The sequence below is a fragment of the Coralloluteibacterium thermophilum genome, from assembly GCF_042654365.1.
Lineage (GTDB): Bacteria > Pseudomonadota > Gammaproteobacteria > Xanthomonadales > Xanthomonadaceae > Coralloluteibacterium > Coralloluteibacterium thermophilum.
This window is the reverse complement of sequence record NZ_JBHSGG010000029.1, coordinates 72,906-89,618: the sequence shown is the minus strand read 5'-3', so window position 1 is coordinate 89,618 and position 16,713 is coordinate 72,906. Positions and strand designations below refer to the sequence as shown.

The 16,713-nt window shown below is 71.8% G+C and carries 10 protein-coding genes; all 10 read right to left on the bottom strand.

Translation table 11 applies throughout. The annotated features are described in order from the left end of the window. Positions 1 to 100: 100 nt before the first annotated feature. The 10 genes from ACFO3Q_RS10260 to purB all read right to left on the bottom strand — a co-directional run bounded on the left by ACFO3Q_RS10260 (position 101) and on the right by purB (position 16,574). The gene (locus tag ACFO3Q_RS10260) at positions 101 to 2,686 is read right to left on the bottom strand and encodes a M14 family zinc carboxypeptidase (RefSeq protein ID WP_377004577.1); all 2,586 of its coding nucleotides are present in this window, start codon (positions 2,684 to 2,686) and stop codon (positions 101 to 103) included. 85 nt (positions 2,687 to 2,771) lie between these two features. Further along, on the bottom strand, positions 2,772 to 5,429 hold the full coding sequence (locus ACFO3Q_RS10255) for a TonB-dependent receptor plug domain-containing protein (protein WP_377004576.1): 2,658 nt from the start codon (positions 5,427 to 5,429) through the stop codon (positions 2,772 to 2,774). Positions 5,430 to 5,914: 485 nt separating this feature from the next. Beyond that, complete coding sequence (gene pilH, locus ACFO3Q_RS10250; RefSeq protein WP_377004575.1) at positions 5,915 to 6,304, bottom strand: twitching motility response regulator PilH; 390 nt, start codon at positions 6,302 to 6,304, stop codon at positions 5,915 to 5,917. Positions 6,305 to 6,414: 110 nt separating this feature from the next. Next, on the bottom strand, positions 6,415 to 7,005 hold the full coding sequence (locus ACFO3Q_RS10245) for an LOG family protein (protein WP_377004664.1): 591 nt from the start codon (positions 7,003 to 7,005) through the stop codon (positions 6,415 to 6,417). A gap of 110 nt (positions 7,006 to 7,115) precedes the next feature. Further along, positions 7,116 to 8,540 (bottom strand): dihydrolipoyl dehydrogenase, encoded by a 1,425-nt coding sequence (gene lpdA, locus ACFO3Q_RS10240; protein WP_377004574.1) that lies wholly within the window; start codon positions 8,538 to 8,540, stop codon positions 7,116 to 7,118. Positions 8,541 to 8,640: 100 nt separating this feature from the next. After that, entirely contained in the window at positions 8,641 to 9,867 is a 1,227-nt protein-coding gene (gene sucB, locus ACFO3Q_RS10235; protein WP_377004573.1) for a dihydrolipoyllysine-residue succinyltransferase, read from the bottom strand. A 51-nt stretch (positions 9,868 to 9,918) separates the two neighbouring features. After that, a complete protein-coding gene (locus ACFO3Q_RS10230; RefSeq protein WP_377004572.1) occupies positions 9,919 to 12,753 on the bottom strand; it encodes a 2-oxoglutarate dehydrogenase E1 component in 2,835 nt (944 codons plus the stop codon). Between the two features lie 250 nt (positions 12,754 to 13,003). Next, positions 13,004 to 13,936: a GNAT family N-acetyltransferase gene (locus tag ACFO3Q_RS10225; RefSeq protein ID WP_377004571.1), complete on the bottom strand. Its 933-nt coding sequence runs from the start codon at positions 13,934 to 13,936 to the stop codon at positions 13,004 to 13,006. 63 nt (positions 13,937 to 13,999) lie between these two features. Next, entirely contained in the window at positions 14,000 to 15,193 is a 1,194-nt protein-coding gene (locus tag ACFO3Q_RS10220) for a JmjC domain-containing protein (protein ID WP_377004570.1), read from the bottom strand. 1 nt (position 15,194) lies between these two features. Continuing rightward, positions 15,195 to 16,574: an adenylosuccinate lyase gene (purB, locus tag ACFO3Q_RS10215; RefSeq protein WP_377004569.1), complete on the bottom strand. Its 1,380-nt coding sequence runs from the start codon at positions 16,572 to 16,574 to the stop codon at positions 15,195 to 15,197. Between the last annotated feature and the right edge of the window lie 139 nt (positions 16,575 to 16,713).

Here is a 16,713-nt window from a genome sequence, read left to right as displayed (position 1 = left end):
GGAACGCGGGCGGCCGGAGCGGCGCCCGCGCATGATGGGGCAGGAGAGGCCCTGCCGTCCCTTACCGCGTGCGCCCGTCCCGCGTCCGCGGCGCCTGTCCTCAGCGGCGCCCCGGGCTCGTCGCGAGGTGGTCCGCGAAGTACAGCGCGTTGACCAGCAGCCGCTCGGTGCCGTGCCAGTACTTGCGGTGCGCGGGATCGTCGGAGAACAGCACCACGCGGCCGCGCCCGGCATCCACCACCTGCAGGTAGGCGCCGCCGCCCAGCCGTGCGCGCTGGCGCTCTGACAGGTAGCCGTTGACCAGGGGCGCGTCGTCGATACGTACCGCGGTCGCGTAGGGGTTGGCGACCGGCAGCGGCACCACGTCGCTGTCCTTGTTGACGAAGATCCGCCGCTGCGGCACGCCGAAGGCGAGCGGATGGCTGGGGTCGGCATCGGCGGAGAGGAGGTTCCCGGCGATGCGTTCGGCGGCGTGGGCGTCGCGCTGTTCTCCGAAGTCGCGGCGCGCGGACGGGAGCGCCTCCGGTTCGCGCAGGAGTACGCCCTCGGCGAGACCCTGCTCGACCGCCCACCTCGATCCGCTGCCGTAGGTCACCAGGGTGCCGCCGGCGGCGACCCAGCGCTTCACCGCGTCCACCGTGGCGGCGCTCCAGTCGCCGTAGTCGCCGCTGGCGAGCACCAGGTGGGTGTAGCGCTGCAGCGGGACCCGCGCGAGCTGCGCGGGGTCGAGGCGGGTCGCTGGCATGCCGAGGCGCCGTTCCAGCAGGAACCAGGTCGAGCCGATCTCGGTCGCGTTGACGCCGCGGCCCATCACCAGCGCCACCGACGGCGCCCGCAGCGGGCGGATGCGGTCGCTGCCGAGGTCCACGCCCTCCGGATTGAGGCCGGTGGCCAGCGCGTGGAAGGTGACGCCGGCCTCGGCGCCGGCCTCTTCCAGCGCCCGCAGCAGGGCCGCGCCGTCGAGGTCCTGGCCTGCGACGGGCACCACCAGCGAGCCGTGGCCGAAGCGGCGCTCGCCCGCGGCGGTGCGTGCGGCGAACGGCGCGAACGCGGCGCGCACGCGCACGCCGCGTTCCAGAAGGATGCGGAGCGCGCGGGGGGCGGCCGTGTCGCGCCATTCGAGCGCGTAGGCGTAGCGCGCCGGACCGCCGGCGACGCCGCCCGGGGCGGCCGGCGGCAGCGCCGTCACCCGGGTTCCGGCCGCGACCGCGCGCCGCGCGCGTGCGAAGGGCAGGCCATAGGCGTGGGCAATGGCGTAGGAGGTGCTTCCGTAGACCGCGCCCTGCACCTCCGGGGTCTCCTCGAAGATGGCGTGCACCAGGCGGAACTGCGGCTGTTCCGCCGGCACCACGTAGGCGCTGCCCGCGGCGAAGCGGATGCCGTCCAGAGAGACGTCGGCATCCAGTGCGTGCACGCGGATGCGGTGGCGCAGCAGCAGTTCGAGCAGGCGCCGGGTCAGGGTGGGGTCGTCCGCGTCGCCGAACACGAAGGCGCGTGCCGGATGCGCGCGCGCCTGCCGCAGGGCGGAACGGTAGAAGTCGCGCTGCAGCGCGAACAGGCCCTCGCGTTCGGCCACCGCACCGCGCACCGAGGCCAGCCCGATCCGCACCTGGTTGCGAATGGTGAACGGGAAGGTCAGCACGCCGGAGTCGGTCTCCTGCGCGAGTCCGCGCGAGCTGGCCTGCTCGACGGTGACGCCGACGCCGCCGTGGAAGTCCGGGTAGGTCGAGCCGTAGACGGGCGAGAAGTTGTCGAAGTTCTCGCCCGTGTAGTACAGCGAGCCGATCGCGTCGAGCGCCTCGGCGTGGTAGCGGGCGAGGGTGGCGTTGAAGTCGTAGGAGGCCTGTGGGATCAGCGGGCTGTGCATGCTCGCGGGCGAGGGCTCGAAGTAGTAGGTGCTGCCGGATCCCATCTCGTGGAAGTCGATGTGGACGTGCGGGTACCAGCGGTGGAAGACCTCGATGCGCGGCGGCGTCTCCTGCTGCGCGATGGCGAGCCAGTCGCGGTTGAGGTCGGTGAAGTAGTGGTTGGTGCGGCCGCCGGGAAAGGCCTGCTGGTGGTCGATGTCGTTCGGGTCGGCGACCGCCGGCACGCCGCCGTAGGCGTTGTGCCAGGAGGCGCTGCGGTCGCGGCCGTCCGGGTTCTGGGCTGGGTCGATGATCACCACGGCCTGCTCCAGCCAGCGTCGGGTCTCGGCGTTGCGGCTGGCGGCGAGGGTGTAGGCGGTCAGCAGTGCCGCCTCCGCGCCCGAGGTCTCGTTGCCGTGCACGCTGTAGCCGAGCAGGACTACCACCGGCGCGTCGGCGGCGGGTGCGGGGGCGTCGGGATCGAGCACCGTCGCGCGCTGCGCCCGGATCGCGTCGAGGCGGGCATGGTTGCGCGGCGAGGTGATGGTCACCGCGATCAGCGGCCGCCGCTCGTAGCTCTCGCCGACCCGCTCCACCGCGACCGCCTCCGACGCCTCCGCCAGCGCCTCGAAGTAGGCGACCAGGCGGTCGTGGCGGGTGTAGTGCGTGCCGATCGGGTAGCCGAGAAAGGCCTCGGGGCTGGGGATGGCGGGATCGAGGTCGGCCGCGTCGGTCTCCGGGAGGTAGTAGTCCAGCGGCGCCGCCGTCGCGTTGGCGGCGAGCAGGAGCAGGAGGGCGAGGACGGCGAGGACGGGCGCGCAGCGGCCGCGGTGGGGCATGGAGGTTCCTTGCTGGGGCGTGGCGGGAGCATGGCGGGCGGGCCGCGTCGTCGGCCCGCCGGGCGGGGCACTCCGGAGCGTGCGCTCAGAAGCGGTAGTCGAAGCCGAGCGTGAAGTAGCGCCCGCGCAGGTCGTACTGGCTCAGGTTGTAGGGGATGCGCAGCCCGCTGAAGCCCGAGGGGTCGTAGGGCGGTGCACGGTCGGTGACGTTCTGGACCTTGGCGTAGAGGTCGAGGTTCGCGATCCCGGACCAGCCGACGTACAGGTCGAACTGGTCGTGCGAGGGCACCCGCGCCGGTACCTCGGCGCCGCTGACCGCGTACTGGTCGTAGCCCGCGGTGTGGTACCAGGTCAGGGCGGTGTCGAGGTCGCCGAGGCGCCAGCCGAGCGTGGTGGTGGCCTTGTTCCGCGGCAGCGCCGGCCCGCGGTTGTTGCCGGCGTAGTCCACCAGCGGCCCGCCCACGGTCGCCGGCCGGCGGTAGTCGCGGACGTGGGTGAACACGCTGGAGACGCGGAATTCGCCTGCGCCCGCGGTCGCCACGCGATGGCTCAGCTCGGCGTCGAAGCCGGAGGTGCGCAGTTCGGTGAGGTTCTGGTAGCTGTTGCGGATCGCCACCAGGCGACCGTCGGCGTCGCGGATCACCACGTCGGGATCGTTCTCGCGCACCAGGGTCGTGGTGTTGGAGGTGCCGATGAGGTTGTCCAGTTCCAGCCTGTAGTAGTCGAGGCTGATGCTGGTGGCCTCGGTCGGCGAGAACACGATGCCGGCGTTGATGCTGCGGGTGCGTTCGGGATCGAGCGCGGCGTTGCCCACCGTGAAGAAGGTCGGACGCTGCACCGAGTCCGGGAGGTCCGGGTCGTAGGGATCGACCACCGAGCCGTAGGAGATGTTGGTGCTGGCCGAGTTCTCCGACAGCGAGGGCGCGCGGAACCCGCGCGACCAGGCGGCGCGGACGAGGAGGCTGTCGAGCGGCTGCCAGCGCAGGCCGAGCTTGGGCGAGAAGGCGCTGCCGAAGTCGTCGTAGTGGTCGCCGCGCCCGGCGACCTGCAGTTCCAGCGCGGACGCGAGCGGGATCGCGGCCTCGGCGTAGGCGGCGGCGACCGTGCGTTCGCCGTCGACCTCGGCGATCGCGGGACGCACCTGCAGGCCGGCGTCGATCTGCCACGGATTGCGCGACTCCAGGGTCTCCCGGCGCAGCTCGGCGCCCGCTGCGAAGCCCACCGTGCCTGCGGGCAGGCTGCCCAGGTCGCCGTCGATCCTGACGTCGATGCCGGTCAGGCTGGACTCGGCCGGGCGCAGGGTCGAGAGGTTGATCGCGTCGATCACCGCCTGCGGCGTCGCGCCGGGGTCGAGCAGGTCGTAGCCGCCGTCGGCGAGCGCGTCGTACAGCGCCCAGCGGTTGGCGAAGCCGGCGCGCACGACCTCCTTCTCGACGCTGCGCGAGGTGAAGACCGCGCTCTCCCAGTTCCAGCGCTCGCCGTAGCCGCGCAGCCCGCCGACGAAGCGGTAGAGCCGCGAGTCGTTGACCTTCAGCGACTGCCCGAGGTCGAAGAAGGTGTACTCGATGGGCATGTCCACGCCGTAGGGGTTGTACGGGTTGCCGGCCGGCAGGATGGCCGGCACCGGCTCGGCGAGCCCGGTCTCCGCGTCGAGCGCGAAGCGCCCCGCTTCCAGCGTGAAGTAGGGGCTGGAACCGAAGATCGAGTCGCCGCGCAGCTCGCTGTAGAGCGCCTGGAAGAAGCCCTCGACGCTGTCGCCGAGCGTGGCCGTGCCGCTGAAGAAGCCCTGGTAGCGCTCGGTGCCCGGGTACAGCGTGGTGTAGGGCGCGAGGTTGAAGCCGCAGGTGTCGCCGGCACGCCCGTCGATGGGCGCGCTGGGCACGAGGGTCGTGCCGGCGGGGCAGTTGCCGGCGGCGTCCAGCAGCGGGATCGACTCGCCGTTCGCACCGAGCAGGCGCGCCCCCTTGGCCGACCACCCGTTCCAGCCGCCGCCGGGGAAGTCGTCGTAGATGCCGCTGCGGGTCAGCGCTCGCTCGTGCTGGTCGAGCCGTTCGCGCTGGTAGCCCTCCAGGCTGTAGACGACGCTGTAGCCGTCGCCGGCCAGGTCGCCGCGGCCGCCGACCAGCTTGAAGCGGCGCTCGTCGAGCCCGCCCTCGTGCGAGGTGCCCAGGCTGCCGCCGATCTCGATCCCGTCCACGTCGCGGCGGGTGATGATGTTGATGACTCCGGCCACCGCGTCCGAGCCGTACACCGCGGACGCGCCGTCCTTGAGCACCTCGATGCGCTCGACCGCGACCAGGGGCAGGGCGTTGAGGTTGACGAAGGTGTCCGAGAGGCCGCCGGTGGGGAAGCCGTAGTTGGCGACGCGGCGGCCGTCGAGCAGGACCAGGGTGTTCTTCTGCGACAGGCCGCGCAGGCCGATGCCGGCGGCACCCGACGACCAGCCGCTGTTGTTGGTCTCGTTGAACGCGTTGCCGGTGTTGGCCGAGATCGAGCGGACCAGGTCGGCGACGGTCTGCTTGCCGGAGCGCTCGATCTCCGCGCGTTCCAGCACCTGCACGGGATTGGCGTCCTCGGCGTCGGCGCGGCGGATGTTCGAGCCGGTCACGGTGACCGCGCGCAGGCGCACGGCGCCGTCCGGGTCGGGCGCCTGGCGGGCGTGCGCCTGCGTGGCGAGGGCCGCGACGACGGCGGCGAACAGGAGGGCGGGCGAGGGGCGGCGGGCGGAGCGGGATGGGGACATGGAGGAGCGTCTCGGAGAGGGAGGGCCGGCGCAGGCGTGCGGCACGGCGGCCCGCGCCGCGTCGGCGGCGGGGAACGGGAGCGTCGGAAGGGGGAGGGGAGCCGGGCGGCGGCGGAGCGCCGCGGACCGGCCGCGCAGGGCTCAGCCTGCGCGCCGACTACAGAGCGTGTCGGTGTAGTGCGCGGCGCGGGCGGCGTGGGCACAGCGCGGCGCGTGCGGCCTGCGTCGCGCCGGCAGGGCGCGCGCCGCGTCGCGGCGACGGCGGGATGTGCGCAATGACGGCCGGAGAGTGCTCACGCGATCGGAACGACGCAGGTGAAGAGGTCGTTATTGATCCCACGCGTGTTGCGATGCGTCAAAGGGTCGCCCGCAATGCAGTGTTGCGGACCGAGGTGCGGAACGAGAAGCGAGGAGGAGTGGGACGAGCGCGGGGGCTGTTTCCCCTCGTTTCCCCACTCCCCTTCGTTCGCTCCTCGCCCAGGGGCTCAGCCGGCCGCGGGCGGCGCGTCGGCCTGCGGCAGCAGCGAGGCGATGACCTCGGTCAGCTGCGCCTCGTTGAAGGGCTTGGTGATGTAGGCCTTGGCGCCCTGGCGCATGCCCCAGACCTTGTCGGTCTCCTGGTCCTTGGTCGTCACCAGCACCACCGGGATGTGCGCGGTGGCCGGATCCTTGGCGACCGAGCGGGTCGCCTGGAAGCCGTTGAGGTTAGGCATCACCACGTCCATGAGGATGAGGTCGGGCAGCTCGCGCTTGGCCACCTCGACGCCCGCGGCCCCGTCCTCGGCCGACAGCGCTTCGTGCCCGAGCTTCTCGACGATGCGCTTCATGCCCGCAAGCTGGGATGGAGAGTCGTCGACGATGAGGATGCGTGCCATTGAGAGGATCCTTGGGCGCCCGTGGGGGTGGGGGATGGCGCACCGGGCGCCGCGGTGCGCGATTGTACCGATGCCGCGCAGCGCGGCGAAACGGCGGCGGACGGTGCGGCTCAGGCCTCCGCGGCCGTGGGCGGCACGATCCACTTCGATATCGGCTCGACGCGGTAGTCCTGCATCCAGGCGAGCAGCGCCTCGATGTCGTCGCCGAACCACACGTTGGCGCGCTGCTCGGCCTTGAGGAAGCCCTCGGCGACCATGTGGTCGAGCATGGCCCGCAGGTGGTCGTAGAAGCCGCCGACGTTGAGGAAGGCGCAGGGCCGCGCGTGCATGCCGAGCTGGGTCCAGGTCAGCACCTCGAAGATCTCCTCCATGGTGCCGAAGCCGCCGGGCAGGGCGACGAAGCCCTGCGCGCGCTCGAACATCTTCGTCTTGCGCTCGTGCATGGTGCCGACCACGTGCAGCTCGGTGAGCCCGGTGTGCGCGACCTCGGCCTCGACCAGCTGGCGCGGGATCACGCCGTAGGCGCGGCCGCCGGCGCGCAGCACGGCGTCGGCGACCGTGCCCATGAGGCCCACGCGGCCGCCGCCGAAGACCAGTTCCAGCCCGCGCGCCGCGAGCGCTTCGCCGAAGCGCGTCGCCGCCTCGGCATGGATCGGCGCGCGTCCCGGGTTCGAGCCGCAGTAGACGCAGACGCTGCGCATCGGTTCGCTCATGTTCTTCCTCCTTGCACCGGCCGTGGCCGGAAAACCGGAAAGCCCCGGCAGGGCCGGGGCTTCCTCGAAGGGCGGTCCGGCGCGTGGCGCCGCCGCCCTCAGTTCGCCTTGTGGATGGCGCGCTTGTCGACCGCGAGGGCGGCTTCGTGCACGGCTTCCGACAGGGTCGGGTGCGCGTGGACGATGCGGGCGAGATCCTCGGCCGAGCCGTGGAACTCCATCGTCACCACCGCCTCGCTGATCAGCTCGGACACGACCGGGCCGACCATGTGCACGCCCAGCAGGCGGTCGGTCTCGGCGTGCGCCAGCACCTTCACCTGGCCGTAGGTCTCGTTCATCGCCACCGCGCGGCCGATGGCGGCGAAGGGGAAGCTGCCCGCCTTGTACGGGATGCCTTCCTCCTTGAGCTGCTTCTCGGTCTTGCCGACCCAGGCGATCTCCGGCTCGGTGTAGATGACCCACGGCACGGTGTCGAGGTTGACGTGGCCGGGCAGGCCGGCGATCAGCTCGGCCACGGCGATGCCTTCCTCGGAGCCCTTGTGCGCGAGCATCGGGCCGCGCACGCAGTCGCCGATGGCCCAGACGCCCTCGACCGCGGTGCGGCAGTGCGCATCGACCTCGATGCGGCCGCGCTCGTCGAGCTTCACGCCGGAGTCCTCGGCCAGCAGGCCCTCGGTGGCGGCGCGACGGCCGACCGCGACGAGCAGCCTGTCGACCACCAGGCTGTGGTCTTCCTTGCCGTCGTTGTAGGTCAGGTGGACCTCCTCGCCCTTGACCTCGGCCTTGGAGACCTTGGCGCCCAGCCTGATGTCGAGCCCCTGCTTCTTGAATTCCTTGGCGGCGACCTTGGCGATGTCGGCGTCGGCGGCGGCCAGGAAGTCCGGCAGCGCCTCCAGCACCGTGACCTCGGCGCCCAGGCGCTTCCACACGCTGCCGAGCTCCAGGCCGATGACGCCGGCACCGATCACGCCCAGGCGCCCGGGCACGGACTCGAAGTCCAGCGCGCCGGCGTTGTCGACGATGGTCTTGCCGTCGAACTTCGCGAACGGCAGCTCGATCGGCACCGAGCCGGCGGCGAGGATCACGTGCTTCGCGCTCAGCTCGCTCTCGCTGCCGTCGTGGCCCTTGACCTTGACCACCCGATTGGCGTGCAGGGTGGCGAAGCCGTGCACCGGCGTGACCTTGTTCGCCTTGAACAGCATGGTGATGCCGCCGGTGAACTGCTTCACGATCTTGTCCTTGCGGCCGACCATGGTCCCGACGTCGATCGCCGCGTTGTCGGCGCTGATGCCGTGGATCGCGAAGTTGTGCTGCAGGTTGTGGAACTGCTTGGAGGAGTCCAGCAGCGCCTTGGACGGGATGCAGCCGACGTTGAGGCAGGTGCCGCCCAGGGCCGGCTTGCCGTCCTTGCCGACGAAGGCGTCGACGCAGGCGGTCTTGAGGCCCAGCTGCGCGGCGCGGATGGCCGCGACATAGCCGGCGGGGCCGGCACCGATGACGACGACGTCGTATTGCTCGCTCATTGCGGTTCCTTGGCGAAAGGCCCGGGACGCGCCCGGGCGGAGTTCTTCAAACGCTCATGCCCGCGGATGCGGGCATGGGCGCGACGATGCAGGTCCGGGCTCAGAGGCCCACGAGCATGCGGTGCGGGTTCTCGAGCTGGTTCTTGATGTCGACCAGGAACTGCACCGCGTCCTTGCCGTCGATGATGCGGTGGTCGTAGGAGAGCGCGATGTACATCATCGGCGCGATCACGATCTGGCCGTTCTCGGCGATCGGGCGCTCCTTGATCGCGTGCATGCCCAGGATCGCCGACTGCGGCGGGTTCACGATCGGCGTGGACATCAGCGAGCCGAAGGTGCCGCCGTTGGTGATGGTGAAGGTGCCGCCCTGCAGGTCCTCGAGGCCGAGCTTGCCGTCGCGCGCCTTCTTGGCGTAGGCGGCGATGTTCTTCTCGATCTCGGCGAAGCTCTGCGACTCGACGTTGCGCAGCACCGGCGTCACCAGGCCCTTGTCGGTCGAGACCGCGATCGAGATGTCGGCGTAGCCGTGGTAGATGATGTCCTTGCCGTCGACCGAGGCGTTGACGATCGGGAAGCGCTGCAGCGCGTTCGCGGCCGCCTTGGCGAAGAAGCTCATGAAGCCCAGCTTGATGCCGTGGGTCTTCTCGAACTGCTCGTTGAGCTGCTTGCGCATCGCCATGACCTGCGACAGGTTGACCTCGTTGAACGAGGTCAGCATCGCGATCGACTCCTTCGACTGCATCAGGCGCTCGGCGATGCGCTGGCGGATGCGCGTCATCGGCACGCGCTGCTCCGGCCGCGCGCCGCCCGGCGTGGACAGGCCGCCGTCCTTGATGAAGTTGATGAGGTCCTCCTTGGTCACCTGGCCGCGACGGCCGGTGCCGGAGACGTCCTTCGGGTCGATGCCCTCCTGCTCGGCCACGCGGCGGCCGGCGGGGGAGAGCCCGGAGGTGTCGCCCTTGGCGGCCGGCTGCTGCGCGCGCGCGTCGGACTCCTGCTTCGCGGGCGCGGCCTCGTCGGCCGCCTGGGCCGGCGCCTGGCCCTTGTCCTGGCTCTCGCTCGCCGCCGCGGGCGCGGCCTCGGCGGCGGCGCCTTCCTCGATCACGGCGATGACCTGCTGGCCGGTGACGGTGTCGCCCTCGGCCACCTTGAGCTCGCGCAGCACGCCGTCGACCGGCGACGGCACTTCCAGCACCACCTTGTCGGTCTCCAGGTCCACCAGGTTCTCGTCGCGCTTGACCGCGTCGCCCACCTTCTTGTGCCAGCCGGCGATGGTGGCGTCGGAGACCGACTCGGGCAGGACGGGAACTTTGACTTCGATGCTCATGGACGGGCTTCCTGGATCAGCGTGATGGGGTGGCGGAGCGGCGGTGGTGCGTCAGTCGGTGCTGGGATCGCCGTTGAGCGTCCCGGTGAGGGCGTCGGCGACCAGCTTCTTCTGTTCTTCGATGTGCGTGCTGGCGTGGCCGGCGGCCGGCGCCGCCGAGCGCGCGCGCCCGGCGTAGTGCAGCGCCTGCTTCGCGCCGACGCAGGCGGTCAGGTGGTGGCGGATCTGGTACCAGGCGCCCTGGTTCAGGGGCTCCTCCTGGCACCACACCACGTCCTTGGCCGCGCCCAGGCGCTTGAGCTCGGCGGCGACCTCGTCGCGCGGGAACGGATACAGCTGTTCGACGCGGACCAGGGCGACGTTCTCCAGGCCCTGCTTCTCGGCCTCCTCGACCAGGTCGTAGTAGACGCGGCCGGAGCAGAGGACGACGCGCTCGACCTTCTTCGCGTTCTTGACCCGGACGTCGGGAATCATGCGCTGGAAGCTGCCGGTGGCGAGCTCGTCCAGCGTCGATACCGCCAGCTTGTGGCGGAGCAGGGACTTCGGCGTCATCACCACCAGCGGCTTGCGGGTGGCGCGCTTCATCTGCCGGCGGATCATGTGGAAGGCCTGGGCGGGCGTCGTCGGCACGCAGACCTGCATGTTGTTCAGCGCGCACAGCTGCAGGAAGCGCTCCAGCCGCGCCGAGCTGTGCTCGGGGCCCTGGCCCTCGTAGCCGTGCGGCAGGAACAGCGCCAGGCCGCACAGGCGGCCCCACTTGGCCTCGCCCGAGCTGATGAACTGGTCGATGACCACCTGCGCGCCGTTGGCGAAGTCGCCGAACTGGGCCTCCCAGATGCACAGGGTGCGCGGGTCTGCGGTGGCGAAGCCGTACTCGAAGCCCATCACCGCCTCCTCGCTGAGCAGCGAGTCGATGATCTCGACGTGGTGCGGGGCCTTGGCGATCTCGCGCAGCGGCAGCGCGGTGTCGCCGGAGTTCTGGTCGTGCACCACCGCGTGGCGGTGGAAGAAGGTGCCGCGGCCGGCGTCCTGGCCGACCAGGCGCAGCTTGGTGCCCTCGTCGATCAGGGTGGCGTAGGCCAGGTTCTCCGCGAAGCCCCAGTCGACCGGCAGCTCGCCCGCGGCCATCTTGCGGCGGTCCTCGTAGATCTTGCCGACGCGCGCGTGCGGCTTGAGGCCCTCCGGCAGCGTGTTGATGCGCTGGGCGAGGCGGTCGAGGTCGGCGCGGGGCACGGTGGTGTCCACCGCGTCGGAGAGGCTGCCCTTGAGGAAGGGCGACCAGTCGGTGCTGCTGTAGGAGGTGTCGGGGCTGGCCAGCTCGGTGGTGATCGTGCCCTCGTCGAGCCCCTTGCGGTAGGCCTCCACCAGCTCCTTGCCGCGCTCGGCGGCGATGGTGCCGTCGGCGGCCAGGCGCTCCGCGTAGAGCTCGCGGGTGGTCTTGCGGGCGCGGATGGTCTTGTACATCAGCGGCTGGGTCGCCGCCGGCTCGTCCGCCTCGTTGTGGCCGTGGCGGCGGTAGCAGACCAGGTCGATCACCACGTCGCGCTTGAACGTCTGGCGATAGTCGAGCGCCAGGCGCGCGCAGAAGGCGACCGCGTCGGGGTCGTCGCCGTTCACGTGCAGCACGGGGGCGTTGACCATCTTGGCCACGTCCGTGGCGTACAGGGTCGAGCGGGCGTCGTCCGGGCGGCTGGTGGTGAAGCCGACCTGGTTGTTGACGACGATGTGCACCGTGCCGCCGACCGCGAAGCCGCGGGCCTGCGACATCTGGAACAGCTCCATGACCACGCCCTGGCCCGCGAACGCGGCGTCGCCGTGGATCAGCAGCGGCATGACCTGGCCGCGCTCGGTGTCCTGGCGGTGGGTCTGGCGGGCGCGCACCGAGCCGGCGACCACGGGGTCGACGATCTCCAGGTGCGACGGGTTGAAGGCGAGCGCGAGGTGCACGCCGTTGCCGTCGGGCGCCACGTCGGCCGAGAAGCCCATGTGGTACTTCACGTCGCCGGAGTGGGCGGGGTCGTCCGGGTGGTCGAAGCGGCCCTCGAACTCGGCGAACAGCTGCTGCGGCGGCTTGCCCAGCACGTTCACCAGCACGTTGAGGCGGCCGCGGTGGGCCATGCCGATCACGATCTCCTTGACGCCGCTGGCCGCGGCGTCGCGGATCAGGGTGTCCATCATCGGGATCAGGCTCTCGCCGCCTTCCAGCGAGAAGCGCTTCTGGCCCACGTACTTGGTGTGCAGGTAGCGTTCCAGGCCCTCGGCGGCGGTGAGGCGCTCGAGGATGCGGGTGCGCTCGGCGGCGCTGAAGCCGAAGCGGCCGGCCGCCTTCTCGAGCCGGCCCCATACCCAGCGACGCTGCTCGGTATCGCTGATGTGCATGAACTCGGCGCCGATGCTCGACGAGTAGGTCGCCTTGAGCGTGGCGAGGAGGTCGCGCAGGCGCATGCGCTCCGGGCCGCCGAACTGGCCGGTCGGGAACTCGGTGTCGAGGTCGGCCTGGGAGAGCCCGTGGAACTCGATCTCGAGGTCGGGGGCGTTCGGCTTCTCGCGCATGCCCAGCGGATCGAGATCGGCCGCCAGGTGGCCGCGGCTGCGGTAGGCGGTGATCAGCTTCTGGATGGCGCCCTGCCGCAGGGCCATGCTCTCGTCGCCGCCGGCGGAGGGGGCGGCGCGTCCGGCGTGCCGCGCGGCCTCCGCGATCTGGGCGATGACCGCCGAGTGCGGGACGTCGCGCGTCGCGCCCTTGAATTCCTCGAAGTAGCGTTTCCACTCGGCCCCGACGCTGTCGGGCGAGACCAGGTACTGCTCGTACAGGTCTTCGATGAAGGCGGCGTTGCCGCCGTTGAGCTGCGACGTGCGGGAGAACTGCTTGAGGAGATTGTCCACGGCGTTTGGATGGACCTGCGTTCGGAGGAGGGCGGCGTGCGGTACCGGCGAGTAGGCCATCGCCGATAGGACGACGGCGCGAAAATGACCGAATTATAGACCTTGACCGCAGTCCCCGGAACCGTTCAAGCCCCGATTTCGCCAGAGGATGCTGCGACGCGCCAGGGCGTGTCGCGCCCCCTTGAGACGCCCGCGCGGAAGCGGCCGGGAACAGCCCGGTCCGCGACCGCCCCGAAGGGCATGGCCGGGTCTAGATGCCGAGGGCGCGCAGTTCCGTTGCCGGCCTTGCCCGCTCGAAGAGCGCGTCGAAACGCTGCGCCAGTTGCCGGGCCCGGGCCGGGTGGCCCATCAGGGCCTCGCCCTCCTGGCGCGCCGCGACGGCACGGAACCAGCTGTCGCCGCGGTCGTTGACCAGGATGGCCGCGCTGTCCTCCCGGTCCACCGGCTCCTCGACCACCCGCGGCTCGAACACGCTCGGCAGTCTCTGGAGCAGTCCGAGCAGGGGATGCGACTGGCGAGAGAGCGCGGTGGCGTCGTGGACCAGCAGCAGGATGCGGCCGCCGCGCCCGGCGATGGCGAAGCGCTTCATCGCCTCGACCAGGGCAGGACGGCCGAACACGGCCGGGTCGAGGTCGGGGCTGAGCAGCCGCAGCTCGCGCCGCGCCAGCGCCACGATCCGCTCCGCGACCTCGGCGGTGTGCTCGGCGCCGCGCACGGCCACGTGCTCGCGCAGCGGCTCGGGTCCCGACAGCGTCCGCCGCATGCGCCGGTGGGCGATGCCGGCCTCCATGAACTCCTCGCCGTAGGCCTCGAAGCCCGCGCGTGCGTAGAACGGCATGGCCTGGACCTGCGCGTGCAGGCTCACCGCCTCCCAGCCGCGGCGACGGGCCTCGGCCACCAGGGCCTCCAGCAGGGCGGTCGCCACGCCACGTCCGCGCCAGGGCGCCAGCACCGCCATGCGGCCGATCTTGCGCTCCGGCGTCAGCCGTCCGGTCCCGATGGGCGTACCCGCGGCGTCGCGCGCCAGCACGTGGAAGCAGGCCGGGTCGAGCGCATCCCACTCCTCCTCGATCGGCACCTGCTGCTCGACCACGAACACCGGCTCGCGCACTGCGCGCAGCGCCTCGAAGTCGCGCGCGTAGTCCGCGGTCTCGATACGGAAGGCGGGGGCGGGTCCGGTCATGGGGAGCGCGATGCTGCGGGACGGGGCCGCGATGATGCCACCGCGGCCGCCGCCGGCGCGGGCTCAGCCGCGCCGGCGCCCGGCGCCGCGCAGCGCGTAGTGTCCGCGGCCGGTCAGGGTTTCCAGGGCGGCACGGCCGCGGGCGTCCAGGCCGGCGACGGCGTCCGCGTCCAGCTCCTCGTTGGCGCAGAGGAGCCGCGCGGAACGGGTGGCCATGGCGAAGCGTTCCCCGTGCGCGTACAGGACCGCGCCCCGCCCCGCACGCGCCCAGGCGTAGCGGGCGTGCGGGTGGCGCACGAGGCTGCCGCCCCGTTCAAGCCCGCGCGCGATGGCCGCGGCGGTGGGCGCGCGCGGCGGCGGCGCGATGTCGCCGGCGCTGCGGTAGGTGGTCATGAAGCCGCCGAACCAGTCGCGGACCTCGGCCTGCGGCAGCTCGCGCAGCGCTGCGAGCGCGCGCTCGACCCGCGCCAGCGCGGCATCGTCGATCTCGAAGGGGTCCGCGGGCGGGGCGAGGTCCGGGTCGGCGTAGCGCCGCTCCTCCGGGATCGTCTCGGCCAGCCGTTCGACCAGGTCGACCATCAGCTCCGCCACCGCCGGCGCCCGCATGCCGACCGAGAAGGTCAGGCAGGCGTCCTCGGCGACGCCGTGGTGGGGCACCCCCGGCGGGAGATAGAGCATGTCGCCCGGCGCCAGCACCCATTCGTGGCTGGGGTCGAAGCTGCGCAGCAGCTTGATCTCGACGTCGTCGCGGAAGTCGGTCGGCGGGTCGCGGCGGGCGTCGATCTGCCAGCGGCGATGGCCGTGGGCCTGCAGGAGGAAGACGTCGTACTGGTCGATGTGCGCGCCGACCGAGCCGCCGGGCGCGGCGAAGCTCACCATGATGTCGTCGAGCCGCCAGCGCGGCAGGAAGGCGAAGGCGTCGAGGAGGGCGCGGACGTCCGCGTCCCACTTGTCGACGTCCTGCACCAGCAGGGTCCAGTCCCGGTGCGGCATGCCGGGGAACTCGGCCTCGTCGAAGGGCCCGGTGCGCAGCGCGTAGTGGTCGCGCCGGCGGTCGTGGCTGACGAGCCGCGCCAGCACGCCGTCCTCGCAGGCCAGCCCGGCGAGGTCCTCCGGCGCGATCGGCGAGACGAAGCCGGGGAAGGCGTTGCGGATCAGCAGTGGCCGCTTCTGCCAGTAGTCGCGCAGGAAGCGCTCCGGCGCCATGCCCAGCGGCGGCAGGTCGCGCGCGTCGATCTCGATGGGAAGCCGGGCCATGTCAGACGTCCGCCGCCAGTTTCGCCGCCAGCCCGGTGTAGCTCGCAGGCGTCATCGCCAGCAGGGCGTCCTTCTCGGCCTGCGGCAGGTCGAGGCCCTGCACGAAGCTGCGGATGCTCTCGCGGGTCATGCCCTGGCCGCGGGTCAGGGCCTTGAGCTGCTCGTAGGGCTCGGGCAGGCCGTGGCGGCGCATGACCGTCTGGATCGGTTCGGCCAGCACTTCCCAGGCCGCGTCGAGGTCGGCGGCGAGGCGCTCCTCGTTGACGCTGAGCTTGCCCAGGCCGCGTTCCAGGGCCTCCACGGCGATCAGGGTGTGCGCGAAGGCGGTGCCGAGGGCGCGCAGCACGGTGGAGTCGGTGAGGTCGCGCTGCCAGCGGCTGATCGGCAGCTTCGCCGCGAAGTGCTCGAACAGCGCGTTGGCGATGCCGAGGTTGCCCTCGGCGTTCTCGAAGTCGATCGGGTTGACCTTGTGCGGCATGGTCGAGGAGCCGACCTCGCCGGCCTTGAGCGCCTGCTTGAAGTAGCCCTGGGAGATGTAGCCCCAGATGTCGCGGGCGAGGTCGATCAGGATGGTGTTGATGCGCTTGTGCGCGTCCGACAGCTCGGCGATCCCGTCGTGCGGCTCGATCTGGGTGGTGTAGGGCATCCACGCCAGGCCCAGCGACTCGACGAAGCGCCGCGACAGTGCCGGCCAGTCCACTTCGGGATAGGCGGCGACGTGGGCGTTGTAGTTGCCGACAGCGCCGTTGATCTTGCCGGCGAAGGCGATGCGGCCGAGGTTCTCGAGCTGGCGCTCCAGGCGGTGCACGACGTTCGCGAGTTCCTTGCCGACCGTGGTCGGCGAGGCCGTCTGCCCGTGCGTGCGCGAGAGCATCGGCAGCCCGGCGTGGGCGTGCGCCATGCCGCGCAGGCGCTCCGCCAGCGCGGCGAGGCGGGGCTGCAGCACGCCGCCGGCGCCCTCGCGCAGCATCAGCGCGTAGGACAGGTTGTTGATGTCCTCGGAGGTGCAGGCGAAATGCACGAACTCCAGCGCGGGGCCGAGCTCGGCATCGTCCTTCAGCCGCTCCTTGATGAAGTACTCGACGGCCTTGACGTCGTGGTTGGTGGTGCGCTCGATGGCCTTGACCCGCGCCGCATCCTCCACCGAGAAGTCCTCGGCCAGTGCGCGCAGGCGCGCGGCGGCGGCCTCGCCGAAGGGCTTGAGTTCGCCGATGGCGGGTTCGGCGGCGAGCGCGAGCAGCCACTCGACCTCCACCCGCACCCGCGCGCGGATCAGCCCGTACTCGGAGAACACCGGGCGCAGCGCGTCGACCTTGCCGGCGTAGCGGCCATCGACGGGGGAAAGGGCGAGGAGGGGGGCGGACTCGGTGCTGGAGGACATCGCGCGCTCGTGTCGGCGGCGCGCCGGCAGGTCGCGCCGCGGAAGTGGGAAGTGCCGTCGCGGCACGCGTCGCAGGGCCTGCACCCGGGGCGATCGCGGGCGGCGATTGTACATCCGCGGCCGCGCGGGACCGTCACGT